Below are 24787 nucleotides of genomic sequence, written 5' to 3' on the forward strand. Positions count from 1 at the left end.
AGTCCCGTCAGTTCGATTAACGCAGGTTAACCAGAGTTTGTAAGATCTGATCCTGGGTTTTGATGGTCTGCGCGTTAGACTGATAGTTACGCTGCGCCACAATCATGTTCACCAGTTCTTTACTCAAATCCACGTTAGAGGATTCCAGTGCGCCACTGGTCAATGTACCAAAACCACCGCTGCCCGCAGTCCCGAGGATCGGGTTACCGGATGCGAGTGTTTCTTTCCACACGTTATCGCCTTCAGATGACAAACCTTCAGGGTTGGCAAAGTTAACCATCACAATTTGGCCCAGCAATTGGGTCTGCTGGTTGGAGTAGGTTCCGACGACAGAGCCATTATTGTTGATTTGGAAGCCCGTGAATTCACCTGCTGCATAGCCTGTTTGATTCTGTGTGGTGATACTATCGGTCCCAGTATTTTGTTGCTTGCTACCCGCTACATTCAGGGCGAAGGTTTGTGCCGGAGCACCATTCACCACACCCATTGGGATAGTCAGTGTAAAAGGCATTGCTGTTGGAGTATCCACTGGCGTAGTGGCTGGCGGTGTTATCACCGGGTAAGTGGTTTCAACCAAAGCACCATTGGTATCAAAACGCATCGAACCACGTTTCTCAGCAATTTGGGCTGGGTTAGCGCTGCTATCGCGCGTGTAAACATCCCAAGAGTTACCATTAACAGGGTCCTCAGAGCGCTTAACATAGAACACGTTGATTTCATGGCGGTTACCCAAGCTATCAAAAGTGGTCATGTTATTCACGAAGCTGTAAGTATCTGGCTTATCGGGATCGAAAGTCGGCGTTACAACACCGGTACTGCTCGTGGTGGTGGCAGGAATGATATCGTGGGTCGAGGTCAGGTTAGCCACCATATTACCGGAGGTGGTTGCTTTGGCTGGGATCATGTCCTGCGGGATAGACAAGGCAACTGGGTTAGCCCCTTGCTGTACCGTAGGAGGCGTACCTGTTGCCGGGTAGCCGGTCAGGTTCAGGCCCTGCATGTTAACGATATTACGGTTCTCATCCAGCTTAAACTGACCATTACGCGCAAAATAGATACCGCCGCTGCTGTCTTGCATACGGAAGAAACCGTTCTGGCTGATAGCCAAGTCCAGACGACGGTTAGTGGTTGTCGCTGTGCCGTCGTTGAAGTCCTGAGTAATCCCGGCAACCTTAACGCCCATACCAGTCTGAGAGCCTGCGAACATATCGGCAAAAGAAACTGAACCGGCTTTGAAACCTGAAGTCGCCGAGTTGGCGATATTGTTACCGATTACATCCAGATTACTGGACGCTGCGTTCAAACCGCTGACTGCTTGAGAAAAGCCCATTTTCTTCTCCGTTAGATTCGGGGTCCGTGAAAGACCTTAAGCATTGATGACATATCAACCGCTTCTTTAAAAATGATGGTGAGTCAGTCCGACTGATTGGCTCACCGTAATGTTTTGCTACTGCTTCAGTCCTATGACCGACTTACAAAATCTGACGGACTTTATCCATCGTGATGGTGCCTGCCAGACCGAGATCCAATTTGGAACCGTCACTACCACGCGTAACGCCGTTGACAATGGCATAGCTCAATGGTGTGGCGACGACTGAAGCGCCCCCGTTAGTGGCGGTGATCGCGACGGTATAAGCACCATCCGGAGCATTGCCACCGGCCTCCAACGAACCATCCCAGGTAAAGGCATGTACACCCGCCGTCAACCCGCCAATATCAATGGTCCGTACGGCCACACCATTGCTGTCGCTGATAGTGGCCGTCACTTTGTCTGCGGCGCGCTCCAGCTCAACACCAAATGGTGTGGTAGTCACAACACCATCTTTGCTGCCTGCCAACACATTGGTCCCTGGAACCATCACGCCACGACCAATCAGGCTGCTGGCTTGCAGGGATTGGCTGCTATCAATCTGACCGGAAATAGATCCCAATGTGGTATTCAGCTTTTCAATGCCACTCACGGTGTTGATCTGCGCCAATTGCGTGGTCAACTCATTGTTTTGCATTGGGTTGGTCGGGTCCTGATTTTTTAACTGTGCAACCAACAACGTCAGGAAACTGTTTTGCAGATCTTGACTGCTACTGCCAGAGGTAGAACTGCTGCTGGTGCCGGTGGTGTTGTTAATCCCGTAATCACTATCAGTCAGGGAATTGGTAATGGCCATTTATGCAGCCTCCTGTTATTGACCCAGTGTCAGTGTCTTAAGCATCAGAGATTTAGTCGTATTCAACACTTCAACGTTGGCCTGATAGCTGCGCGAAGCTGAAATGGTGTTCACCATTTCGCCGGTGACATCAACATTCGGCATCCGAACATAACCCTTGGCATCAGCCAGTGGGTTACCGGGTTGAAAGACCAAACGATCCGGTGCGGGATCATCAACTATCTGGGCAACACGCACACCGCCAGTTTCTTGCCCCGGCTGAGCCGCAACCTGAAACACCACTTGTTTGGCACGATAGGGTTGACCATCCGGCCCCGTCACGCTGTCGGCATTCGCCATGTTACTGGCGCTGACATTCATCCGCTGCGATTGGGCTGATAATGCTGAACCAGCAATATCAAAAATATTCAGTAAAGACATACGTCTTATCCTTGTTGTAACACTGACATCATCCCTTTGATTTGGCCGCCAAGAACGGTCAAATCGGTCTGATATTTCAGGCTGTTATCGGCAAAATTCGTACGTTCACGATCCATATCCACGGTATTGCCATCCATGGATGGCTGGTCTGGGACACGGAATAGCAGATCAAGATCAGGTGGGGCAACGGTACTTGCCGGGATATGACGGGCTGACGTTAAACTGAGCGACACCCCTGTACCACTGGCACGTCCTTGCTCCATCACTTTTTTCAGTTGACTGGAGAAATCAATATCACGTGCCTGAAAGCCGGGTGTATCCGCATTTGCAATATTGGACGACAGGATCTCCTGCCGTTGAGCGCGCAAATTAAGCGCCTCTTGTTGGAAACGCAGAGCACCGTCCAGTTTATCGAGCATAGTCCCCCCGCAAGGTTAGAATTTGGAGCCGACAGCATAAACGCCGTACAGGGAAGCCTATCGTCAGAATAAGAGCAAAATGCGTCGCTATTTGTCCCCTTAACCTCGCCGAGGTACAGGTACACTAGTGCGCAATAGGGCAGTGATGTGTAAAAAAGCACAATCTGGCTGAATGGATGGATGACAAAGGCGGAGAGAAAAATTGATGGCAATGAAAAGAAATGACGCCGTAACATTAGCTTTCGGGTTACTGTTTATGAGTCAAGCATTCGCACATCAGGTGATGGCGGCAGACTTATCTGCGCAGGTAAATCAATTCTTCCGTCAGCAATATCCTGACAAGAGTAGCCAGGTTAACGTCATCATTAAAACTCCGCAGAATCAGTGGCCACAATGCGAGGCACCTGAAATGACGCTGCCAGCAAATGCTCGCCCTTGGGGCAATATTAGTTTGTCGGTGCGCTGTGATGGTGTGCGGCGTTTTATCCAGACACAAGTACAGGTCAGTGGCCATTATGCTGTGGCCGCGCGTCAACTGACGGCGGGCGCGAAAATCTTGCCGCAAGATATTGAAATGAAACAAGGTCGACTTGATACCCTGCCCCCTGGCACCCTATTGGAGCCCGGTTTTGCTCACGGTGCCGTCAGCTTACGGCAAATCAATGCTGGGCAGCCGCTAACCCGTAATATGTTAAGACGCCTGTGGGTAGTCAAAGCCGGACAAGATGTGCAGGTCTTAGCTCAGGGTGACGGGTTTAATGTTAATAGTTACGGTAAGGCCATGAATAATGGTGCTATTCAAGATAACGTTCGGGTGCGAATGGCATCGGGTCAAATCGTCAGCGGCACAGTGGCCGACGATGGTTCTATCCACATTATGTTATAGTGATTAAAGTTTTTTTAACCTTTGCCGATAACTCTAATATGCAGTTATTTGCGGGTAAAATAGTGACAATCCCCGCCATTCTTTTGCTAAAAGATAAAAGTCTGCGGGTCGATAAACAACAATCCCGCGATAAAGGGAGCAACATAACATGAGTATTGATCGCACTCAGCCGCTATTACCGGTAACACAAGTGCAGCCACGGGAAACCAGTGATATTGCACAACAAACGCGTAAACCTTCCACTCAAGCGAAAACATCAGTGAGTGGTACTGAGGTTAAATTGAGTGATGCGCAGGCAAAACTGATGCAACCGGGCAGCCAGGACATCAATGTAGAACGTGTCGAAACCTTAAAACAGGCGATTCGCTCAGGTCAACTGACTATGGACACCGGTAAAATTGCCGATGCCTTACTCAAGAATGTCGCGGATGACCTGAAGAATAACTAAACCCAAGAATAATCGTTAACCGTAAAAAGGATACGTGGTGGTGGAAAGATTACAAACCAATCTGGACCAGCAGCTGGAACTGCTTGAATCCCTCAAAACTGTTGTAGCGCAAGAACAGCAATTACTGTGCTCCGGTCGGATTCAAGGTATCGTGTTGCAAGGTGTCACTGAACAGAAGAGTTCAATATTGGCGACCTTGGCTTATCTGGACCAGACTCGGCTCACCACCGAAAAAGCAAATAATATTGAAGCGCCCTACAGCAGCGTGGATACATTGGCTGTGCGCTGGCAACGTATTTTAGAACTTGCCGAAGGGCTGCGATACGGTAATTTGCATAATGGACTGTTGCTGCAACAGCATATTGAGCATAACACTCAAGCACTTGCCGTATTGAATACCCGCCATGGTCAGTCACTGTATGGGCCAGATGGTCATTCTAAAGGTGCCAGTTTGCTCGGGCGCAAAATTGGTATTTAGCCCTATTGCGGCGCTGAGAAAAATGGATACGCCTCTGGCACCGATGTTGCGTGCAATGCGCCGATTGTCATATCCATGGCGACAAAATCTGTATTTTGGCAGATTTGCCTGGTTTTCAGCGAAGCACTATCAGAATATACCCATAAATTAGATTTGAACTAATATGTTGCCGCATAGCTCGGGAACATTATATTCTTTGCTGTCACCAATACTGACCCATCCTTGATTATCAGCCGCCACGTTGGGCGCATATGATGTACTCTTCAAGAGTCCCCCCGCTGAGTCGAAAAATTAAAAAATACAATAAAATCAATCATAAACAGTATAATTTTAATTAAAAATAACAGCCACATACAATTGAAAAATTAAAATATATATAATTATGTTAATAAGCTATTTAAATCATCTAATTAAATTATAATTTAATATATTTTTAGCGGTCGCTTTTTATCAAAATAGCTTATGCCGTATTAATAAAATAATCTCGCCTCATTTTTAGCGATACGTTAATCTGGCGTAACTAAGCAAATACTGGCTTAGTTTAAAGGAGGAAATATGAAAAAACAGGGTGTATTATTAAGCTTGGTTTTTTGTAGTATTATGGCGATGTCAATGCATTCAATCGTGCAGGCAAAAGAACTAAACAGCCGGCCGCCTTACCCTATCTGCTATTCCTGCGTATTCCCATGGTGGATTTAACGCAATTTTGATGTTAGCGATAATTGACAATGACTTGATTGCTAATCACTTGCAGCGGTGGGTTGACTCGACCTTTTCCTGCAATAAAGTAGACAAAAATCAGTTGAGTCGCGGCTGACTCTCCTGCCAGCCCACGACTTTGCCCACTGCCCCCCTCAAGTGGCATGCAGCGGGTTGGAGTACATAACTTTACTTGTAAGCCGTCTGGTGCTGCTGATATCAATTGGTAGCGCCAGCCTACCGAAACAATCCGTGCGTTTTCTTGAGCTAGGGCAACAGGTGATTGCAGCGGCTTCGACGATATTGCGACGCCTCGTAAACTCTGGGTAATGCCGATATCATCGGCAACCCACGAGCCAGAAGCAATCGCATTCAGTGGCAATAAGCCGAGTGAAAGTAAACTGCTCAAAATCACGCGGGAAAGTCGGGTCAGCATTAGGCTGCTCCTATTGTTGAGGTCATACGGATTTGGCGATTATCACCAATTTCCAGATTAGACAGCACCACCATCTGCGGTAAACTGCGGCGCAAGAAACGGGCGAGTAATGCGCGGAGTGCATGATTAACCAGCAACACAGGCGGCGCGCCCAGCATCTCCTGGCGCTGCAATGCTTGTTTGGATTGTTCTAATAAGCGGTCAGCCAACCCCGGTTCCAGCCCACTACCCCCTTGAAGTGCCTGTAATAACAAGCGCTCTAGTGCTGCATCCAGCCCAATAACTTGAATTTCGCCAGTTCCTGGGAACCACTGCTGTGCAATTGAGCGCCCCAGCGCAACTCGCACGACGGCGGTCAGCTCGTAAGGATCGGTTTGATTTGGCGCGTGCTCAGCAAGTGTCTCAATAATGGTGCGCATATCGCGAATGGACACCCGCTCCATTAGCAGGTTTTGCAACACTTTATGCAGCGTGGTTAACGTCACCACCCCCGGAATAAAATCTTCGGTCAACTTCGGCATCTCTTGTGAAACTCTGTCCAGCAGTTGCTGTGTTTCCTGACGGCCGAACAACTCACTCGCATATTGACTAATTAGATGGTTCAAGTGCGTGGCAACAACTGTACTGGCCTCAACCACAGTAAAACCCTGAATCTGTGCTTGTTCACGTAATGCACTTTCAATCCACACAGCCGCCAAACCAAAAGCTGGATCATGTGTTGCTTCACCTGGCAATGTTCCGACAGCATTACCCGGGTTGATTGCTAACCAGCGGCCGGGATGGGCTTCACCACTGCCTATTTCGACGCCTTTCATTAATATCCGATAACTGGCTGGCGGCAGTTCCAGATTATCCCGGATATGAACCACTGGCGGCAGGTAGCCCATTTCTTGGGCAAACTTTTTACGGATACTGCGAATTCGGCCAAGTAATTCGCCATTTTGCTGAAAATCGACCATTGGGATCAGGCGATAACCGACCTCCATACCCAATGGGTCTTCCAACTGAACATCTGACCAGGTGGCTTCCGTAGCTTGTTGCTGATCTTGCACTACCGGCGCTTCTGCGGCCGTCGGTTGCTGCAATTGCTTGCCGCGCAAGCGCCAGGCTAATGCCAATAGCGCCGCAGTAAACAGCAGGAATACAAAGTTAGGCATACCAGGCACCATACCGAGCAAACCTAGCACCGCAGCACTCAACACCATCACCCGCGGATTGTTGAACAGTTGGGTGACCATTTGCTGGCCCACATCCTGATCGGTACTCACGCGGGTAACAATGACACCCGCCGCCGTGGATATCACCAACGCGGGGATTTGCGCGACCAGACCATCACCAATGGTCAACAACGTATAGGTTTCTGCTGCATGACCCACAGCCATATCGTGCTGAAGTACCCCGACTAACAGACCACCGACCACGTTAATCACCATGATCAATAGCCCGGCAACCGCATCACCACGAACAAATTTACTGGCCCCGTCCATTGAGCCGTAGAAGTCAGCTTCCTGTGTGACATCAGAACGGCGTTTTTTCGCCTCGTCCTCACCAATCAAACCGGCATTTAAGTCGGCGTCGATGGCCATCTGCTTACCGGGCATACCATCAAGGACAAAACGTGCGCCAACTTCGGCAATACGCCCGGCCCCTTTGGTAATAACCATAAAGTTGATGATAACTAAAATGACAAAGACCACGATGCCGATGGCGAAGTTACCGCCGACCAAGAAATGGCCAAAGGCTTCAACCACTCGCCCCGCCGCCGCCGCACCGGTATGGCCATCCATCAAAATGATACGGGTGGAAGCAACGTTCAGAGATAGGCGCAGTAAAGTTGAGAACAGCAAAATGGTCGGGAATGCCGCAAAATCCAAAGTTCGCTGGGTAAACATGGCAACCAGCAACACCATAATTGACAGCGCGATGTTGAAGGTAAAGAGCAAATCCAAAATGAAAGGCGGTAACGGCAGCACCATCATCGACAGGATCATTAAGATCAGGATTGGACCGGCAAGAACTTGCCACTGCGTATCTTTGAAATTGCCCGGCAAACGAAGCAGGGCGGCCAAATTAGCCATTAGTCAGTCTCACTCTCTGTTGCAAAATCCAGACCTTCCGGTACCGGCAGATGTTCAGGTTTTTTCGGGATTAGTCCACCTTCGCGCTTCCAGCGCTTCAGCTGATACACCCAAGCAAGGACTTCTGCCACCGCGGCGTACAAGGTGGCTGGAATATGTTGGCCGACCTCACTGTGGCGAAATAATGCCCTGGCCAGCGGCGGCGCTTCTAATAAAGGAATGCGATGTTCAGCGCCCAGCTCACGAATGCGCAGTGCAACCGCACCCGCCCCTTTCGCCAACACTTTAGGCGCGCTCATTTTTGCTTCGTTGTACTGTAACGCAACCGCATAGTGAGTCGGGTTAGTCACTATCACATCAGCTTTCGGCACATCTGCCATCATCCGGCGGCGGGCCATCGCCCGTTGCTGCTGACGAATGCGCCCTTTCACGTGCGGATCACCTTCTTGATCTTTGAACTCATCACGTATTTCCTGTTTGGTCATACGTAACTTTTTAATGTGACTGGTTATCTGGAAAAACACATCGAACCCGACCATGGGGGTCAAACCAAGAACCACGACCAGTCCGCAGAAAATAATCAAATGCAGCGCGTCGCCTAAAGCCGCGACTGGAGGAGCGGCCATTAAGCGCATCATATCTGGCCAGTTATGCCACAGGAATATACCGGTCACCCAGCCAACCAGCGTCGCCTTCAAAATCGCTTTTAGCAGCTCAGCCAGCGCCTGAGAAGAAAACATACGTTTTAAGCCTGCTATGGGGCTCATCCGCTTCAGGTCAAATTTGATTGATTCACCGCTAAATAGCACGCCACCCAACAGCATCGGCACCGCTATTGCCACGATGACCAATCCGGCAAAAATCGGCACCAGTGCTATCAGCGTTTGTCTGAGTAACATGCCAATTTGGCGTAGCATTTGCTTATCATCGCTGATGATACCGTGATCAAAATGCAGCCCTTGGGCAATCATGGCGGCCAGTTGTCGCGCCATCGACTCTCCCGAAACCCACAGGATCGCCAAACCGGCCCCGAGCATCAGCATCGAAGTCAGTTCGCGCGAACGCGGGATCTGGCCTTTCTCGCGAGCCTTCTCCAGCTTGTGGGCTGTGGGTTCCTCGCTTTTGTCTGCATCGCTATCTTCAGCCACAGCAGGTTTTCCTGTTCAGCGTAAGCGTTCCCATCTAAGAGAAAATTAATATGCTTAGCATGACAAACATTTAGTTAGCCTATGGATGGAACAAAGCAGCAATTAGGGGGTTATTTCTCGGTTCAAGGCGTTTGGTCGGTTTAGTCGGCGTTTATCGAATGACTACGTAAAAAGAGAGGGTAGATGAGAGAGGCCTCTCACCTACCGATTAAGGTTTCGGGCAGCTTAGAAGCCCAGGCTGTCAAGCAGGTCATCAACCTGATCCTGACTGGCAATAACGCCTGCGCCATTTTTATCCAATTGAGGCCCATTGAGTAAACTGTCAGCCGGTTTCTGCGGTTTTGATGGCATATCCGGAATATTCTCCATCAATACCATCAATAGCTGTTTCTCAATTTCTTGCACGACATCCATCATGCGCTTGATAACCTGACCTGTTAGGTCTTGGAAATCCTGCGCCATCATGATTTCCAATAATTGCGCATTGGTAAATGATGTATGTTGCGGCACCACATCCAGATAGTCTCGGGTATCAGTGACCAAAGAGCGGGCATCTGATAGCTCGATTGGATTAGCAAACCATTCGTCCCAGCGAACTTTGAGCGCCTTAGCCGATGACTCCAGCTCATTTTGGCGTGGTTGCGCTGCTTCAACACAGTTTAATGCTCTTTCCGCAGCCTGCGCCGTCATATGAACCACATAGTCCAAACGGTCGCGCGCATCAGGAATCGCTTCTGCTGCCTGAGCAATGGCCTGATCCAGACCCAACTCGCGCAAACTGTCACGTAACATCCGCGTCAGTTGACCAATACGACTTATTATATCACTGGCAGATGCCGCATCTGTTGCGGGCATTTGATGGTTACTCATCTCGCCTCCTTACATACCCAACTTTTCAAAAATCTTATTGAGCTTCTCTTCCAAGGTAGCGGCAGTGAAAGGTTTCACTACATAACCACTGGCACCGGCTTGCGCTGCTGCGATGATATTCTCTTTTTTCGCTTCGGCAGTTACCATCAAAACGGGCAGAGAGCCAAGAGAACCATCAGCACGGATAGTTTTCAACAGGTCCAGGCCATCCATATTGGGCATGTTCCAGTCAGAAACGACAAAATCAAAACCACCCGTACGTAATTTATTCAATGCGTCTACGCCATCTTCAGCTTCTTCCACATTGTTAAAACCTAGCTCTTTCAGCAGGTTTCTGACAATACGACGCATGGTCGAAAAATCGTCTACCACCAAAAATCTGAGATTCTTATCCGCCATACCAACTCCTAAGGTTTGTTGCTCACCGCTGAGCGATTAATATCAATACCGATTCCCACCGGAAGAAAATGAATGCCCAAAGTCGCTTTATATACGCAGGGCTTGACCGCTGCTTATCTGTGCCAGCATGCGCTGGCTTATCTGGTTCAATTCCAGAATTTCATTAACGCCACCCATCCCAATAGCTTCACGCGGCATCCCGAAGACCACACAGCTGGCCTCGTTTTGTGCAATGGTATAAGCCCCTGCCCGATGCATTTCCAGTAAACCGGCGGCACCGTCATTACCCATTCCCGTCAGGATCACACCGACCGCATTGCGCCCGGCATACTGCGCCACGGAACGAAAAAGCACATCGACCGAAGGACGATGGCGATTAACCGCAGGCCCGTCATGAATACGCACCTGATAGTTTGCCCCACTGCGCGCCAATTCCATGTGCCGATCACCGGGTGCAATATAGGCGTGTCCTGGCAATACCCGCTCACCGTCTTCTGCTTCTTTCACGGTAATCTGGCACAGTTTATTGAGCCGCTCCGCAAATGAACGCGTGAAACCCGGCGGCATATGCTGTGTTATCAGCAATGCCGGACTGGTCGGTGGCAAAGGCTGTAATACCGTGCGGATGGCTTCAGTACCCCCGGTTGATGCACCAATCGCGATTAACTTCTCGCTACTAAGAAGCGGTGTATGAGTTAACATCACCGGCGCATTTTCTGGGCCACGTTGTGGTAAACGGGCTTTAGCCGCAGTGCGAATTTTCTCCGCAATCAACTCACTGTATGCCAGCATCCCCTCTCTGATACCCAACTGAGGTTTGGTGACGAAATCAATTGCCCCCAATTCCAGCGCCCGCATGGTTATCTCGGAGTTCTTACCGGTTAATGATGAAACCATTACCACCGGCATTGGCCGTAACCGCATCAGTTTCTCGAGAAAATCCAACCCGTCCATCCGCGGCATTTCAACATCGAGTGTTAAGACCTGCGGATTAAATTTTTTAATCAAATCACGGGCAACCAACGGATCAGGTGCCGCTGCAACCATTTCCATGTCTGGGTGACTGTTAATAATCTCTGTCATTAACTGGCGCATCAACGCAGAATCATCAACGCACAATACTCTGATTTTACTCATCACCTCTCCTTGGTCAGTCCATAAACGGTCTGCCCGCGCAAATAGAATTCCCGACTAATTTGACTGAAATTCTCCGAGTGACCTGCAAACATCAAGCCGCCGGGTTTTAGCAAAGGGACAAAGCGACGCAAGATGCGTTCCTGCGTTTCTTTGTCGAAATAAATCATCACATTACGACAAAAAATGGCATCAAATTGCCCCGGCAATGCCCATTCAGGCGCTAATAGATTCAGTTGCTGAAAATGAATCATATTGGCAAGCTCCGGCCGCACTCTTACCATGCCCTGATGAGGGCCGGTGCCACGCAGGAAATAACGTTGCATTTGTTGCGCAGACAAGGAACGCAATTCATCTTGCCGATACACGCCACTGGTGGCTTTCTCCAGAACTTGCGTATCAATATCACTGGCCAATATCTGGCACGACCCCGACCGATTTCCCAACACATCACATAATGTCATTGCAATGGAATAAGGCTCTTCGCCAGTCGAGGCCGCCGTACTCCAGACTGAATAGCTCCCCGGTCGCTGTCGAGCATGCTCAGCCAGGATCGGGAAATGGTGCGCCTCACGGAAAAATGCCGTCAGGTTAGTGGTCAATGCATTAACAAATGCCTGCCACTCTGCACTGTTCGGATCACTTTCTAACAACGCCAAATATTGACCAAAATCGTTAATATCCAGCAATCTCAACCGCCTAACTAAGCGGTTATAGACCATTTCCCGTTTGTGATCGGCCAGAACAATCCCGGCCCGTTGGTAAATAAGTTGGCAAATGCGTCGGAAATGAACATCCGACAGCGGGAGCCGTTGAATCATCTGGGTCAGGAGAGACCCAGACTCTTGGGGTGATGGTTTCATCCGGTTTCACCCCACAATACAGTCTTCGTTACGACGTTTGACAATCTGGGGTTTCCTTTGCAGCCGCTGTTTTCACAACAAATTGCTTACCAATGCCCGCTGCTGACTGCCCCTCCCCGCTGTTGCTATCGTGCTCCAAACGAAAGACAGACACTGCATCGGAGAGCATACCTGCTTGCTCTTCCAGTGCATTAGCCGCAGCTGCAGCCTCTTCCACTAATGCGGCGTTTTGCTGAGTGACCTGATCCATCTGTGTTACCGCGAGTGAAACCTGCTCAATACCTCGGCTTTGTTCATCCGAAGCGGAAGCGATTTCCCCCATAATGTCGGTAACCCGAGTCACTGAGCGAACAATCTCTTCCATGGTCGTACCCGCATTTTCGACCAGTGTGGAGCCCTGGCGAACACGGCTAACCGATTCATCGATTAACCCTTTGATTTCTTTTGCTGCCTGCGCACTGCGCTGAGCTAAATTACGAACTTCACCGGCAACAACCGCGAACCCACGCCCTTGCTCACCAGCACGTGCGGCTTCAACAGCAGCATTCAGTGCCAGAATGTTAGTTTGGAAGGCAATACCATCGATAACGCTGGTAATGGCACCAATCTTCTGCGAACTGGTGGCGATATCATGCATAGTGTCCACGACACTTCCGGCTAACTCACCGCCTTTAGCCGCCGTTCCCGAAGCATCTTGTGCCAATTGTGTCGCTTGGCGAGCATTATCGGCATTTTGTTTCACTGTCGCCGTCAATTGCTCCATGCTGGCCGCCGTTTGCTCTAATGACGCGGCCTGCTGCTCAGTTCTTGCAGACAAATCATTGTTACCGGCAGAGATTTCCTGAATACCCGTTAACATTGATTCGGCCCCGTCGCGAACATGGCTAACCGTGGTGATAAGCGACTGTTGCATCGTGCGCAAGCTGGCAAACATCTGACTGATTTCATTACGGCCAGTGACCGAAATCTGACCGGATAAATCACCTTCAGCAATGCGATCAAAATGGCCGCGCATAATCTTCAATGGCGACACAAACATGGTGCGTAGCCAAATTAGTGAAGAAATCGCCATCGCGATCACCATCAGAATCGCGCCCGCAAAGATCCACATTGAGAGGTGATAAGCCTGCTGATTTTCAGTGCCCGCTTGTGCAATCACTTCATTGGCATACTGCAAATACTGCAAGAAATCAGCTTCAAACAAATCTTGAGTTTTCTGAGTCGGTTGATCCATAAAACCCTGCAAATTGCCGGCTTCCAGGAAATCGATTAACTCCCGTAATGAACTCCGTAGGTTCTGATAGCTCTTTTTGGTCGCATCTAACAACTCACCACCGGTATCACTCTCATCAAGACGAGGTACCGCGAGAAACTGATTAAAATAGAGATCAGCTTTCTGCAGTGAGCTACGCGCATTACCCATTAGCGCGTTGACTTGCTCCTGAGGGACTTTGAGAGCCGAGCGAGTCCCCGCCCGGTTTAAGGTATTACGCGCCTGAAGTAAGGATACCCAACTGAGGCTTAATGCATCCCGTTGCTGACTACTGAGATCCACACGGTTTAAATTTTGATAGTCTGAACGAAAAGCAGTAAATGACAGACCACTTGAAATTAACTGTATCGAGCAAATCAACATCAGTAACAGGAAAAAGCTGGTAGAAATCCGGATTCGGCCAAACATCGTAACCTCTTCTCAGCCGGCTCGTTGGCCGGCTTTATTTTTCCCCGTCATACTTCAAGTGCATGTATGTTGGCTGCCTTCGTTCACCCCAGTCACTTACTGATGTAAGCGCTTGGGGATTTCCTTAGTTGCCGCTTTCCCGCAACTCGAATTATTTAGGGTATATGTTTTGTGTAGGGTACTAGAAAGTTTCCCAATTCTCTTGCAGGTCACTTCCCAGTGTTTTTTTAGCAGTTCCGCTCTTATCCTGTGTCGGCTGCTTTGGTTTTCTGACATCTTTTGTGGTACTACCGTTATCCATACGCAGGACAAATACGGACATGGATTGGGTTAACATACTGGCTTGTTCTTCCAGCGCCGCAGCGGCAGAAGCTGATTCTTCCACCAAAGAGGCGTTTTGTTGGGTCACGCGGTCCATTTCTGTCACGGCCTGGCCGACCTGATCGATACCACGGCTTTGTTCATCAGAGGCGGAAGCGATTTCACCCATGATGTCAGTCACGCGGGTCACCGCATTCACGATATCGCCCATGGTTTCACCGGCGCTTTCCACCAGGACAGAACCCATGTCGACACGGCTGACTGAATCTTCAATTAAGCCTTTAATTTCTTTTGCTGCTTGCGCGCTGCGCTGAGCCAGATTACGAACTTCACCCGCGACTACTGCAAAACCACGGCCTTGCTCACCGGCACGTGCTGCTTCAACGGCGGCATTCAATGCCAAAATATTGGTCTGGAAAGCGATGCCATCGATAACGCTGGTAATATCAGCAATTTTCTGTGAACTACCCGCAATCTCATGCATGGTTTGCACCACGTTAGCGACCACTTTCCCGCCTTTTTGTGCGGTTTCTGATGCACTCAATGCCAACTGACTGGCCTGACGGGCATTTTCAGCATTCTGTTTCACAGTGGCCGTTAACTGCTCCATGCTGGCAGCGGTTTCTTCCAGTGATGCGGCTTGCTGCTCTGTACGAGCTGACAAATCATTGTTACCCGCGGCAATTTCTGACGCGCCGCTATAAATAGCATCAGCACCCAAGCGCACATCGCTGACGGTAGTAATCAATTCAGATTGCATATGCTTCAGGCTGGCAGCTAAGGTGCCCATTTCATTGCGGCTATGCACTTCAATTGTCTGAGTTAAATCACCATTTGCGATGTGTTTAATATGCTCAATCAAGTGTTTAAGTGGGTTAATCAAGATGTGTTGCATACCCAACCAAACAAAGACAATCACAACGAATACCGCAATCAGAACGAAAACAATCACACTCATCGCATAAGTAAAGGAACGGTTGCTGTCCTCTACTGCGCTAGTGTAAAGACGATCGTTTTGTGTCAGATAGGTGTTGTAATCATGCTCAAAAGCATTTTGGAAGCTTGAGGTGGGCTGATCGAAGAATTCATTGATCTTGCCTGCTTCCATTAATTGGATAAGTTCGGTCAATGCGCCAAAATATTGGTCATAGGTTTGCTTTAATTTTTTAGCCGATTCAGGGTCTTGTTGGCTATCGAGTGGGATCTGTTCATAACTTTTAAAACGCTCCTCTGCCACACCTAATGTCCCTTTGGCTGAAGCCAAAAGGTCATTCACCGTCGGGCCACTGCCGGTGTGGTTCACATCCATCATGTAACGGATGCCCGCGCGGTTAAGCGTATTACGTGTTTGCAGTAGATTTACCCAGCTTTCATTCAATACCGACTGTTGCTGACGGATAACTTGTAAAACCGCGAAGTTTTCTTTGTCATTTTTTAAGGAGTTGAAGAAAAGCCCGCCGGAAACCAGTTGTAAGGCACCAAATAGCACTAACACCAGCAGCAGGCTGGTGACCACTTTCATACGCTTGAACATGTTATCCCTTCATAAGTACGTCAAAATATAGATATGTCAAATACGGGTACGCCAAAACATAAGACGTTTAATTAACTGTGTTATCGGCACCGAAAGGGGGAACTTTACCGGGGAGAGAGATTATTTTACCGGGGAGATACTGGGGATTAACAATTTGATCTTTGTGTTTAGGCAAAACTCGGAGCAGAAGGGCTAACTTGCCCTCCTGCTCGTTTGAAAAGGTGATGATATGTGGTCAGTGACTCAGCATCGAATCAAAACCTGGCCCTATTAGGCTTAATTAACCTTTCACCACAGAATCAAGCAATGACATCTCTTCACTGCTCAGTAACTTCTCAATATCAACCAAAATCAGCATCCGCTCACCCAGTGAACCTAGCCCTGTCAGGTACTCGGTCGCCAGGGTCACGGCAAACTCAGGGGCCGGACGGATTTGCTCTGCTGTTAGTGACAGCACATCAGATACACCATCGACGACAATACCGACGACACGCTGACCAAAATTCAGCACGATGACGACTGTATTTTCATTATAGCTGACGCCCTGTTGGGCAAATTTAACCCGTAAATCAATAATAGGAACAATAACGCCGCGTAAGTTAGTGACACCTTTAATGAACGCCGGAGTGTTAGCGATACGGGTCACTTGATCATAACCCCTGATCTCCTGGACTTTCAAAATATCAATGCCGTACTCTTCAGCACCCAGCGTAAAAATCAGGAACTCTTGTCCTACCGTTTCGCCAGCCAGCTTCGTGACGGTTGCTAGTCCTGCCATGTTTTTACCCTTCAATCAATAGGTTGAATTTATGTTTGTTTCAAGGCCAGGAACAAACTCCGTGCCCTCTACCTGTTTTCGTACAGGTTCCATACAGGCTCTACAAAAATACATTTGTTACGCGACGGCTACATCATCAACCGTGACACGCTTTTCCCGGTTTAGGGCCTGCAATGCAGACACATCAACAATTAATGCCACACTGCCATCGCCCAAGATGGTGGCGGCAGAGATACCCGGAACCTTCCGATAATTACTTTCCAGGTTTTTCACAACCACCTGATGCTGGCCAATCAATTGGTCTACCAGCAGTGCATAGCGGCGACCGGCACTTTGCAGAATCACCACAATGCCTTGAGTGGCTTCAGTTTTTGCATTTTCAACATCAAAGACACGGAACAATTCTACCAATGGCAAATACTCACCGCGCACTTGCAATACGCGTTCACCGCCAGCCAATGGATGTAAATCCTCAGCCAATGGTTGCAATGATTCCATTACGGCATTCAATGGCAAAATGAACACTTCATCACTGACTTTGACTGACATGCCATCAAGAATAGCCAGCGTCAATGGCAGCAAAATACGAATGGAAGTTCCCAGGCCGGCCTGGAAACTGACCTGCACGTGGCCGCCCATTTCCTGAATATTTCGCTTAACCACGTCCATCCCAACACCACGGCCGGAAACGTCAGTTACCTGCTCTGCCGTCGAAAATCCGGGCGCAAAAATCAACATCCCAACATCTTCATCACTCATATGCTCACTAATAGCCATACCTTGAGACTGCGCTTTCGCCAGAATTTTCTGCCGGTTAAGCCCCGCCCCGTCATCAAGGACTTCAATACAAATATTGCCGCCTTGATGTTCTGCGGACAGTGTCAGATTACCGACCGGCGCTTTACCCGCCGCGAGACGTGTTTCGGGGTCTTCAATACCGTGGTCCAGACTGTTGCGCACCAAATGGGTTAATGGGTCGATAATGCGTTCAATCAGACTTTTATCCAGCTCAGTCGAACTGCCGAGCAGTGTCAGTTCAACCTGTTTATTCAACTTACTGGCCAAATCACGTACCAAGCGCGGGAAACGGCTGAAGACATATTCCATCGGCATCATACGAATCGACATCACCGACTCTTGCAAATCGCGTGCATTCCGCTCCAACTGCCCCATGCTATTGAGCAAATCGCCGTTAATCACCGGGTCTAAGGTACTGGAGCGCTGGGCCAGCATGGATTGAGTAATGACCAATTCGCCCACCAGGTTAATCAGTTGGTCGACTTTCTCAACCGCCACACGAATACTGGTTGACTCACTGGCTTTAGCTTTAGGTTTCACATGCTCAGCGCTAGCAGGCTGGGCAATGGCGACTTCAGCCGGGCGTGGGTTTTTTATCTCCGCAACAGGAGCTGCTTGAGGTACTTCAGCCGCCACCGGTGCGATGACCGCAACCTCAGTTTCCGCTTCTTGTGCAGACTCGGCTTGTATAAAGCTAATCTGCTCTGGTTCCAACACAAAGCACAATACGGCGCTGATATCATCTTCACTGACAGATGTAATCAGGGTAGCCTCAAGGCTATCAACACCTTGGTGGGTATCTTTGACTTCCCCCAAATTACCCAGTTCTTCCAGCATCAGTGGAATTTCAGGTTCTTTCAAACCCGACAGGCGAATCCGCATTCCTCCCTGGACCAAAGCGGGAGACTTGCCGCTGGCCTTGGTTTCTGCGGTTGAGCTTGTAGCTTGCTCTACGGTAGCGACATTATTTGTGGTTTGTTGTTCTAAAGCTTCGAGTGCCAGTTGGCGCAATGCGTGACAAATATACTCAAAGTTTTCTGCGTTAGGTTCTTGAGAGGTTTTGTAGGCGTCCAACTGTTCCTGCATAATATCTTTCGTTTCCAAAAACAGATTGATGATATCAGTGCTCAAGCGCATCTCGTCGCGACGGGCACCATCCAACAGGTTTTCCAACAGATGGGTTGTCTCTTGTAATACCGTAAAACCAAATGTCGCGGCGCCGCCCTTGATTGAGTGAGCAGCACGGAAAATGGCATTGAGTTGTTCATTATCTGGTGCCAGCGGATCCAGCAATAACAAGTGCTGTTCCATATCTGCCAGCAATTCATCTGCTTCATCAAAGAAAGTCTGATAAAACGCGGTAATATCCATGCTCACGGTGTCACCTCTACTGTGCGTCGCGGCTTGTCGGAGAGACCGGTGCATTACTTTCAGGTGCCGCTGGCAACGATGTCGTTGGTCCGCGGGCAACTCGAGTAACGTTCTCCGTGCTCGATTGTTGTGTTTGTGGTGCTGATGCTGGCGGTGCTTGCGCTTTCACAGGCTCAGTGGCTGTCTCTGTTAGCACTGTCGGCGGCGAAGCGGTTGTTGTCGAAACAGGGCTTGTCGGACGAGTTGTTAACGAAACATCTGTTGTCGACGCAGCCTCTGTAGTTAATCCTGTTTTGCCAGATTGTTCAGTGGATATTGCCGCACCGCTGGCCACTGGCGGTGCCGCCGCTGTGTTTGGTGATGTCACCGCTGGCGTTGTTCCCGTGGAATCAATCTGTTTTAAGCTCTCGGCTTTTTCTATATCGAGCGCTTTGTTATCTAAATTCTCGTGCTCAATATCATGTTGAGTCTGTTTATTCAGAACTAAGATACTGATACGGCGGTTAATCGGGTCATCGGATGCCTGCTCTTTCAAGCGCATCGTCGACGCCATGCCCACCACTCGTAATACTTTGCCTTGATCCAAACCACCGGCCAGCAGCTCACGCCGTGAAGCATTGGCCCGGTCCGCCGACAGTTCCCAGTTGCTGTAACCTCGTTCGCCCGAAGCATACGGCAAGTCATCGGTGTGGCCAGACAGACTGATTTTATTGGGAATATCATTCAGAATTGGCGCTATGGCGCGTAAAATATCGCGCATATACGGCTCAACCTGAGCACTCCCCATCTTGAACATAGGCCGATTTTGACTATCAATAATCTGAATTCTCAGCCCTTCATCCATCATGTTAATCAACAGATGTGGCCGTAAAGCTCTCAATCTCGGGTCGGATTCAATTAATTGATCCAGTTTTTCCCGTAATTTATTGAGCCGATATTCTTCTTTGCGACTCTCTTCGGAATCAATATGCTTGCGCACCTCCCCCATTTGTTGGGTGGGATCATCGCCCCCCCCTGGAATTGGGCTGGTACTGTCACTGCTTTTCTCACCGCTGGACAGTGCGACTTTCAATGGCGTGCGAAAATACTCTGCAATTTGCGTCAACTGTTGCGGGCTGGACACCGACAGCAACCACATCACCAGAAAGAAGGCCATCATTGCTGTCATAAAGTCAGCATAAGCAATTTTCCATGACCCGCCATGATGGGCTTGGCCATGCTTGGCTTTGCGCTTTTTGACCAGAATAACGGGGTGGTTCTGATGCTTCATGCGTCCTCTTCTGTCGCTTGCGGTGCCGGCGCTTTCACTCTGCGCACATGCTCTTCCAGCTCAATGAACGAAGGACGTTCCGTGGTGTAGAGCGTTTTACGACCAAATTCCACGGCAATTTGCGGTGCATATCCGTTAAGACTAGAAAGCAGAGTAACCTTGATGCACTGCATCATTTTGGTCGTTTCCGCACTCTGCTGACGTAATAGCGTCGCCAATGGCGAGATAAATCCATATGCCAGCAAAATACCCAAGAATGTCCCTACCATCGCATGTGCAATTAACGCCCCAAGCTCTGCTGCGGGCCGGTCTGCGGACGCCAAGGCATGCACGACACCCATCACTGCGGCAACAATACCAAATGCCGGTAAAGAATCGCCGACCATCGCCAAACTGCCGGCGGGAACCTCACATTCTTGCTCGTGAGTTTCTATCTCTTCATCCATCAAGGCTTCGATTTCAAAAGCGTTCATATTTCCACTGACAATTAACCGCAAATAGTCGGTAATAAATTCCACTAATATCTTATCGGCCAAAATTCTCGGATAATTAGAGAAAATTTCACTTTCTAAGGGGCTTTCTATATCCCGCTCTAATGAAAGCATCCCCTGTTGGCGAGATTTTGCTAATAAGCGGTACAACAGCGCCATTAGGTCCATATATAGGACTTTGTTATATTTAGAGCGGCGCATTAGTTTTGGCAAAGCCTTCATCGTGGCTTTTATCGCTTTACCATTGTTACCCACAATAAACGCGCCAATACCGGCTCCGCCGATAATTAAAAACTCAGCGGGTTGATATAATGCGCCCAGGTGACCACCAACAATGATGTAGCCGCCAAAAACCGCACCTAAGACCACGATATAACCCAAAATAACTAACACGCGATATCCTTAGCAAAGTGTGTGGGTGGAAGGTGAGGCGTTAGCACCCTTTGAGAGCCGAGAGTTGCCATTAACGAATGACAGGAGCGGTATCCATACCGCCGCTGTAACCCAAAATTCTGACAACTCAAAGAAACTCAAACTGCGCGTCTAACCTGCTCATCCAGCAGTTGTGAAGTTATATCGGCAGATTGCGGAGAAAGTTTACGTTTTTTTACTGCGCGGGAAGGTGGCTGGCAGAGACTGCAAACAAAGCTGTTGCGTGGCTGATGCGCATGGGTGATAAAAGTCCCACCACAGCAGTTACAACCAGAGAGCTGTAACATGCCACTGTCGACGAAGCGAACCAAGGTCCAGGCTCGGGTTAACGCCAGTAATGGCGGTATTCCTGACTGATCCGGGCACTGTTCAAGGTAAAGACGATAAGCCTTAATAACGGCCTCAACACCGGTGCATTGCCCGCTTTTTAGCAAGAAGCTATAAGCGTTATAAAACATCGATGAGTGAATATTTTGTTCCCAAGTCATAAACCAATCGGTCGAAAACGGCAACATACCTTTAGGGGGAGGACTGCCTCTCAGCTCTTTATAGAGCTTAATTAAACGCCCTCGACTGAGTTGCGTTTCGCTTTCTAACATCTGCAAACGCGCACCTAAAGTTATCAACTCCATCGCCAAATGAATGTCTTTGGCTTCCTGAACAATGCTTTTCTCAACCATCGGTCATGCTCTTTTCTTGGACGCACTACCGTCTTTTAACGATAGCTCGTGGAGTAAGTGGCTCGACAATAAAATTCCGGTGTGGATTTGCTGCAAATCATCCACACGAGATTCTTTCGTCAGATGATGAATTGTATTGTGATCACTGAAACGGAAATGACAGACCAATTGGTTAGTTTCAGCTAATTTAACCATCTGCGGTAATGTTAACTGCGATAATGCATCTGCCATGGTATCTGTAATACCAAGACGAAACATCGCTGAGGCTTTCTCATCGTTAATTAACCGTTGTGCTAAAAGCAAGTATGACAAATTAATATCATAAATATGTTTGAGTAATTCAGACGTACTCATTTTACACATCCCGACTGATTATGTTTTAAAACATAAGTTGGATGATAGTATTCTTCACCCAAGACCTGGGATCCTTCCCGTTATGCAGTTAATTAGAACCTATAGAACTAAAAGTAATTGAAACCTACTGGTGCTACATTACAAAAATACCGTTTCGGTATGAAATAACATGTCATCTGTTTGGCAGTTTAATTTTATTCTGCTCTGATATTGCATCTTCGACATGAAACTTTTCTTACAAAATATTAGGATTATTCCTAAAGAGGCCCAACTCTACTCCCGAATCGTTAGCACATACAATGTGACTAGTGATTCATTTTAAATGTAATGTGACATGCATCACAAAAATAAAATATAAAGTCGTTTCTCATACATTATTTTGTGCGTTTATTAACCACTGCGGTGTTCAAAAAACGACCAGAAGTCAGAAAAGAGCTAAAAAACTAAGGATATAGGCTCAATTCTTAGTGTTTTTAGATCAATTCGAACAAAAGCATTCCTAAAGCAAAATAGCAGAATATAAATCTGCCTTAACACCAAATTATCAGCATCAAGGGCTAATGTGACACTTTATAACTCGATAATCCTATAAGTAACCCTCCGAAACTATTTTGTTTTAACGAATAATTATGCGATGGCAAAAAGCACTTTCATCGTTTATTTATTAAGCTATTTTCGTTTTTGCGTTAAAAAGATCGATAACGCGTATTAAAAAAGGCAATAGAGGTAACTGCATGTTTCACTCTAACTCCTCACACATATTTTCATCTCGCGCATTTCAACTTTGGTTTATATCCGTATATTTACTATGGGTTAAAAATGAAATGTAAGATAAATTAATTAATAATGTTTGAAACATAAGTTTTGCATATTATTTTATTTCATTACTTTTACTTAACTATCTGCTATGCATGGTTTTTTACCTGGCTACAGCCAAATGTGATTAACATCTCATTTCTTAAAGGCGTGATCCCCTAACCTTTACTCTATAGCCGTGCTTATGGGAGCTCAATAATGGGATACAGGAATGTATTGGTCGCCGTGGCCCTTTCACCTGAGAGCCAACAATTGGTGGATAAAGCCGTTTCTATCGTTCGGCCTTATGACGGCAAAATTTCATTGATTACGCTGACAACAGAACCTGAAATGTACAGCAGCTACGCCGCTCCGATGCTGGGTGATTTGCGTTCTGTTTTACAGGAAGAAGCGCTGTTATTTATGGACGAGTTGGCTATCAATGCTGATTATCCTATTCAGAACCGAGCCGTTGTTCATGGTGAGTTCGCCGACAGCATGGCCTATTTTTGTCAACAGCAGCATATTGACTTGGTGATATGTGGTAATCACAGCACAAGGCTAATGAATAAATTTTCCTGCTCTGCGGCTCGCCTGATTAATACCAGCACAGTAGATGTGTTAATCGTCCCGCTTTGATGGCCCTCTTTCCGTTTAATGGCACTTGTCCTCTATAAAGAACAAGCGCCTTTCGCACTATTAGCTGAACCCCTTTTGATAGTTCTACTATGATCTTCAGCACTCACTCTTTTCAATGCACCTAATTAACAACTCCAAGTAAGGGAATCTGATGGCTCAAGATAAAATAAAGAATCGCCGCATTCTGTTGGCTTCACGCCCCTATGGCACGCCGACTCTCGAAAACTTCACATTAGAAACTCAGCCCATCCCACACCCCGCCGCTGGGCAGGTGCTCTTGCGCACCCGCTATCTTTCTCTGGACCCATATATGCGGGGGAGAATGAGCGATGCGCCGTCATACGCGGCTCCGGTTGAGATTGGTGAGGTCATGACGGGGGGTGCCATTTCTCGGGTTGAAGTCTCTCAGCATCCTGACTTCCAAGTGGGTGATTGGGTTCTGGCCGCTACCGGCTGGCAAGATTATGCGTTATCGGATGGTTCTAATATCCGCAATCTGGGGCCGCAACTCTCTCATCCCTCACGCGCCCTTGGTGTGCTAGGGATGCCGGGCTTCACGGCTTATATGGGGCTACTCGATATTGGTCAGCCCAAAGCAGGAGAAACATTGGTCGTGGCTGCGGCCAGCGGGGCCGTTGGCTCCGTCGTCGGGCAAGTGGGTAAATTGAAAGGCTGTAAAGTTGTCGGTATTGCTGGCGGGGCTGAAAAATGCCGCTATGTGGTGGAGGAACTGGGGTTCGATGCATGCATTGACCATAAGGCCACAGATTTTGCACAACAACTGGAGAAAGCCTGCTCAGAAGGTATTGATATTTATTACGAAAATGTGGGTGGCGCTGTTTTTGATGCGGTATTACCCTTATTAAATCCGCGTGCCCGCATCCCGGTTTGCGGCTTGATTGCCCGCTATAACGACACAGAATTACCCGATGGCCCGGATCGTTTGCCACTATTGCAAAGTATCATTTTGCGAAAACGTATTCGGATGCAAGGATTTATCATTTTTGACGATTATGCCCACCACTTTAATGATTTCCTCCAAGAGATGACCCCTTGGGTCGAGCAAGGGAAAGTCAAATTCCGCGAAGATTTGGTTGATGGATTGGAAAATGCGCCACAAGCTTTTATCGGGCTATTGGAAGGAAAGAACTTTGGCAAGCTGGTGATTCGCGTCAGTAATGAATAATTATCATTTTTCCG

24 protein-coding genes are annotated in these 24787 nt (G+C 48.3%); 5 read left to right on the forward strand and 19 right to left on the reverse strand.

Going from position 1 to position 24787, the window contains the following annotated elements; genetic code table 11:
• Window positions 1–16 precede the first annotated feature (16 nt).
• From flgE to flgB, 4 genes are all read right to left on the reverse strand, one after another.
• The gene (gene flgE, locus F0T03_RS12970) at window positions 17–1330 is read right to left on the reverse strand and encodes a flagellar hook protein FlgE (protein ID WP_159678783.1); all 1314 of its coding nucleotides are present in this window, start codon (window positions 1328–1330) and stop codon (window positions 17–19) included.
• Between the two features lie 142 nt (window positions 1331–1472).
• On the reverse strand, window positions 1473–2165 hold the full coding sequence (gene flgD / locus F0T03_RS12975) for a flagellar hook assembly protein FlgD (protein ID WP_159678785.1): 693 nt from the start codon (window positions 2163–2165) through the stop codon (window positions 1473–1475).
• A gap of 15 nt (window positions 2166–2180) precedes the next feature.
• Window positions 2181–2585, reverse strand: coding sequence for a flagellar basal body rod protein FlgC (flgC, locus tag F0T03_RS12980; RefSeq protein ID WP_004715415.1), 405 nt, complete (start codon window positions 2583–2585; stop codon window positions 2181–2183).
• A gap of 5 nt (window positions 2586–2590) precedes the next feature.
• Window positions 2591–3004 carry a flagellar basal body rod protein FlgB gene (gene flgB / locus F0T03_RS12985; protein WP_145555913.1) on the reverse strand — a complete coding sequence of 138 codons (414 nt, stop codon included), beginning with the start codon at window positions 3002–3004 and terminating at the stop codon, window positions 2591–2593.
• Window positions 3005–3209: 205 nt separating this feature from the next.
• Between flgB and flgA the strand changes: the two genes are divergently transcribed.
• From flgA to F0T03_RS13000, 3 genes are all read left to right on the forward strand, one after another.
• The gene (flgA, locus tag F0T03_RS12990; protein WP_159678787.1) at window positions 3210–3890 is read left to right on the forward strand and encodes a flagellar basal body P-ring formation chaperone FlgA; all 681 of its coding nucleotides are present in this window, start codon (window positions 3210–3212) and stop codon (window positions 3888–3890) included.
• A 148-nt stretch (window positions 3891–4038) separates the two neighbouring features.
• Window positions 4039–4338: a flagellar biosynthesis anti-sigma factor FlgM gene (gene flgM, locus F0T03_RS12995; protein ID WP_145555911.1), complete on the forward strand. Its 300-nt coding sequence runs from the start codon at window positions 4039–4041 to the stop codon at window positions 4336–4338.
• Between the two features lie 37 nt (window positions 4339–4375).
• Window positions 4376–4816, forward strand: coding sequence for a flagella synthesis protein FlgN (locus F0T03_RS13000; protein WP_159678789.1), 441 nt, complete (start codon window positions 4376–4378; stop codon window positions 4814–4816).
• Window positions 4817–5528: 712 nt separating this feature from the next.
• On the opposite strand, the gene F0T03_RS13005 is transcribed toward F0T03_RS13000, so the two are convergent.
• The 15 genes from F0T03_RS13005 to flhD form a co-directional block, all read right to left on the reverse strand.
• A complete protein-coding gene (locus F0T03_RS13005; RefSeq protein WP_159678791.1) occupies window positions 5529–5951 on the reverse strand; it encodes a flagellar protein FlhE in 423 nt (140 codons plus the stop codon).
• Entirely contained in the window at window positions 5951–8029 is a 2079-nt protein-coding gene (gene flhA, locus F0T03_RS13010) for a flagellar biosynthesis protein FlhA (RefSeq protein WP_145554847.1), read from the reverse strand. Before flhA ends, F0T03_RS13005 begins: the two co-directional genes overlap by 1 nt.
• On the reverse strand, window positions 8029–9177 hold the full coding sequence (flhB, locus tag F0T03_RS13015) for a flagellar biosynthesis protein FlhB (protein ID WP_145554848.1): 1149 nt from the start codon (window positions 9175–9177) through the stop codon (window positions 8029–8031). The genes flhA and flhB overlap by 1 nt, the downstream gene beginning before the upstream one ends.
• Before the next feature lie 225 nt (window positions 9178–9402).
• A complete protein-coding gene (gene cheZ / locus F0T03_RS13020; RefSeq protein WP_145554849.1) occupies window positions 9403–10047 on the reverse strand; it encodes a protein phosphatase CheZ in 645 nt (214 codons plus the stop codon).
• Between the two features lie 9 nt (window positions 10048–10056).
• Complete coding sequence (gene cheY / locus F0T03_RS13025) at window positions 10057–10446, reverse strand: chemotaxis response regulator CheY (RefSeq protein ID WP_025377895.1); 390 nt, start codon at window positions 10444–10446, stop codon at window positions 10057–10059.
• Between the two features lie 87 nt (window positions 10447–10533).
• A complete protein-coding gene (locus tag F0T03_RS13030; RefSeq protein WP_038633794.1) occupies window positions 10534–11583 on the reverse strand; it encodes a protein-glutamate methylesterase/protein-glutamine glutaminase in 1050 nt (349 codons plus the stop codon).
• On the reverse strand, window positions 11583–12443 hold the full coding sequence (gene cheR / locus F0T03_RS13035; RefSeq protein ID WP_145554850.1) for a protein-glutamate O-methyltransferase CheR: 861 nt from the start codon (window positions 12441–12443) through the stop codon (window positions 11583–11585). The genes F0T03_RS13030 and cheR overlap by 1 nt, the downstream gene beginning before the upstream one ends.
• A gap of 28 nt (window positions 12444–12471) precedes the next feature.
• Window positions 12472–14124 carry a methyl-accepting chemotaxis protein gene (locus F0T03_RS13040; protein WP_159678793.1) on the reverse strand — a complete coding sequence of 551 codons (1653 nt, stop codon included), beginning with the start codon at window positions 14122–14124 and terminating at the stop codon, window positions 12472–12474.
• 181 nt (window positions 14125–14305) lie between these two features.
• On the reverse strand, window positions 14306–15979 hold the full coding sequence (locus tag F0T03_RS13045; RefSeq protein ID WP_145554852.1) for a methyl-accepting chemotaxis protein: 1674 nt from the start codon (window positions 15977–15979) through the stop codon (window positions 14306–14308).
• A gap of 280 nt (window positions 15980–16259) precedes the next feature.
• Window positions 16260–16757 carry a chemotaxis protein CheW gene (cheW, locus tag F0T03_RS13050; protein WP_005164488.1) on the reverse strand — a complete coding sequence of 166 codons (498 nt, stop codon included), beginning with the start codon at window positions 16755–16757 and terminating at the stop codon, window positions 16260–16262.
• Between the two features lie 117 nt (window positions 16758–16874).
• The gene (cheA, locus tag F0T03_RS13055) at window positions 16875–18926 is read right to left on the reverse strand and encodes a chemotaxis protein CheA (RefSeq protein WP_162527036.1); all 2052 of its coding nucleotides are present in this window, start codon (window positions 18924–18926) and stop codon (window positions 16875–16877) included.
• A gap of 16 nt (window positions 18927–18942) precedes the next feature.
• Window positions 18943–20196, reverse strand: a complete 1254-nt coding sequence (gene motB, locus F0T03_RS13060; RefSeq protein WP_159678797.1) for a flagellar motor protein MotB — start codon at window positions 20194–20196, stop codon at window positions 18943–18945.
• A complete protein-coding gene (gene motA, locus F0T03_RS13065; protein ID WP_019080864.1) occupies window positions 20193–21080 on the reverse strand; it encodes a flagellar motor stator protein MotA in 888 nt (295 codons plus the stop codon). Before motA ends, motB begins: the two co-directional genes overlap by 4 nt.
• A gap of 137 nt (window positions 21081–21217) precedes the next feature.
• A complete protein-coding gene (flhC, locus tag F0T03_RS13070) occupies window positions 21218–21799 on the reverse strand; it encodes a flagellar transcriptional regulator FlhC (RefSeq protein WP_005164496.1) in 582 nt (193 codons plus the stop codon).
• Window positions 21800–21802: 3 nt separating this feature from the next.
• On the reverse strand, window positions 21803–22153 hold the full coding sequence (gene flhD, locus F0T03_RS13075; RefSeq protein ID WP_005164498.1) for a flagellar transcriptional regulator FlhD: 351 nt from the start codon (window positions 22151–22153) through the stop codon (window positions 21803–21805).
• A 1014-nt stretch (window positions 22154–23167) separates the two neighbouring features.
• On the opposite strand from flhD, the gene uspC reads away from it, so the two are divergent.
• A complete protein-coding gene (uspC, locus tag F0T03_RS13080) occupies window positions 23168–23587 on the forward strand; it encodes a universal stress protein UspC (protein WP_159678799.1) in 420 nt (139 codons plus the stop codon).
• A 151-nt stretch (window positions 23588–23738) separates the two neighbouring features.
• Complete coding sequence (locus F0T03_RS13085) at window positions 23739–24773, forward strand: NADP-dependent oxidoreductase (protein ID WP_145554856.1); 1035 nt, start codon at window positions 23739–23741, stop codon at window positions 24771–24773.
• Window positions 24774–24787 lie beyond the last annotated feature (14 nt).

Source organism: Yersinia canariae, assembly GCF_009831415.1.
GTDB lineage: Bacteria > Pseudomonadota > Gammaproteobacteria > Enterobacterales > Enterobacteriaceae > Yersinia > Yersinia canariae.

What these genes read in the sequence shown, in the direction of transcription:
- cheY (WP_025377895.1), bottom strand. Translation starts at nt 10,446, where the DNA reads ATGGCGGATAAGAATCTCAGATTTTTGGTGGTAGACGATTTTTCGACC.
- uspC (WP_159678799.1), top strand. Translation starts at nt 23,168, where the DNA reads ATGGGATACAGGAATGTATTGGTCGCCGTGGCCCTTTCACCTGAGAGC.
- flhD (WP_005164498.1), bottom strand. Translation starts at nt 22,153, where the DNA reads ATGAGTACGTCTGAATTACTCAAACATATTTATGATATTAATTTGTCA.
- flgM (WP_145555911.1), top strand. Translation starts at nt 4,039, where the DNA reads ATGAGTATTGATCGCACTCAGCCGCTATTACCGGTAACACAAGTGCAG.
- F0T03_RS13005 (WP_159678791.1), bottom strand. Translation starts at nt 5,951, where the DNA reads ATGCTGACCCGACTTTCCCGCGTGATTTTGAGCAGTTTACTTTCACTC.
- flhA (WP_145554847.1), bottom strand. Translation starts at nt 8,029, where the DNA reads ATGGCTAATTTGGCCGCCCTGCTTCGTTTGCCGGGCAATTTCAAAGAT.
- F0T03_RS13030 (WP_038633794.1), bottom strand. Translation starts at nt 11,583, where the DNA reads ATGAGTAAAATCAGAGTATTGTGCGTTGATGATTCTGCGTTGATGCGC.
- cheW (WP_005164488.1), bottom strand. Translation starts at nt 16,757, where the DNA reads ATGGCAGGACTAGCAACCGTCACGAAGCTGGCTGGCGAAACGGTAGGA.
- flhC (WP_005164496.1), bottom strand. Translation starts at nt 21,799, where the DNA reads ATGGTTGAGAAAAGCATTGTTCAGGAAGCCAAAGACATTCATTTGGCG.
- flgB (WP_145555913.1), bottom strand. Translation starts at nt 3,004, where the DNA reads ATGCTCGATAAACTGGACGGTGCTCTGCGTTTCCAACAAGAGGCGCTT.
- F0T03_RS13040 (WP_159678793.1), bottom strand. Translation starts at nt 14,124, where the DNA reads ATGTTTGGCCGAATCCGGATTTCTACCAGCTTTTTCCTGTTACTGATG.
- flgE (WP_159678783.1), bottom strand. Translation starts at nt 1,330, where the DNA reads ATGGGCTTTTCTCAAGCAGTCAGCGGTTTGAACGCAGCGTCCAGTAAT.
- F0T03_RS13085 (WP_145554856.1), top strand. Translation starts at nt 23,739, where the DNA reads ATGGCTCAAGATAAAATAAAGAATCGCCGCATTCTGTTGGCTTCACGC.
- cheR (WP_145554850.1), bottom strand. Translation starts at nt 12,443, where the DNA reads ATGAAACCATCACCCCAAGAGTCTGGGTCTCTCCTGACCCAGATGATT.
- F0T03_RS13045 (WP_145554852.1), bottom strand. Translation starts at nt 15,979, where the DNA reads ATGTTCAAGCGTATGAAAGTGGTCACCAGCCTGCTGCTGGTGTTAGTG.
- flgA (WP_159678787.1), top strand. Translation starts at nt 3,210, where the DNA reads ATGGCAATGAAAAGAAATGACGCCGTAACATTAGCTTTCGGGTTACTG.
- flgC (WP_004715415.1), bottom strand. Translation starts at nt 2,585, where the DNA reads ATGTCTTTACTGAATATTTTTGATATTGCTGGTTCAGCATTATCAGCC.
- motB (WP_159678797.1), bottom strand. Translation starts at nt 20,196, where the DNA reads ATGAAGCATCAGAACCACCCCGTTATTCTGGTCAAAAAGCGCAAAGCC.
- flgD (WP_159678785.1), bottom strand. Translation starts at nt 2,165, where the DNA reads ATGGCCATTACCAATTCCCTGACTGATAGTGATTACGGGATTAACAAC.
- cheZ (WP_145554849.1), bottom strand. Translation starts at nt 10,047, where the DNA reads ATGAGTAACCATCAAATGCCCGCAACAGATGCGGCATCTGCCAGTGAT.
- cheA (WP_162527036.1), bottom strand. Translation starts at nt 18,926, where the DNA reads ATGGATATTACCGCGTTTTATCAGACTTTCTTTGATGAAGCAGATGAA.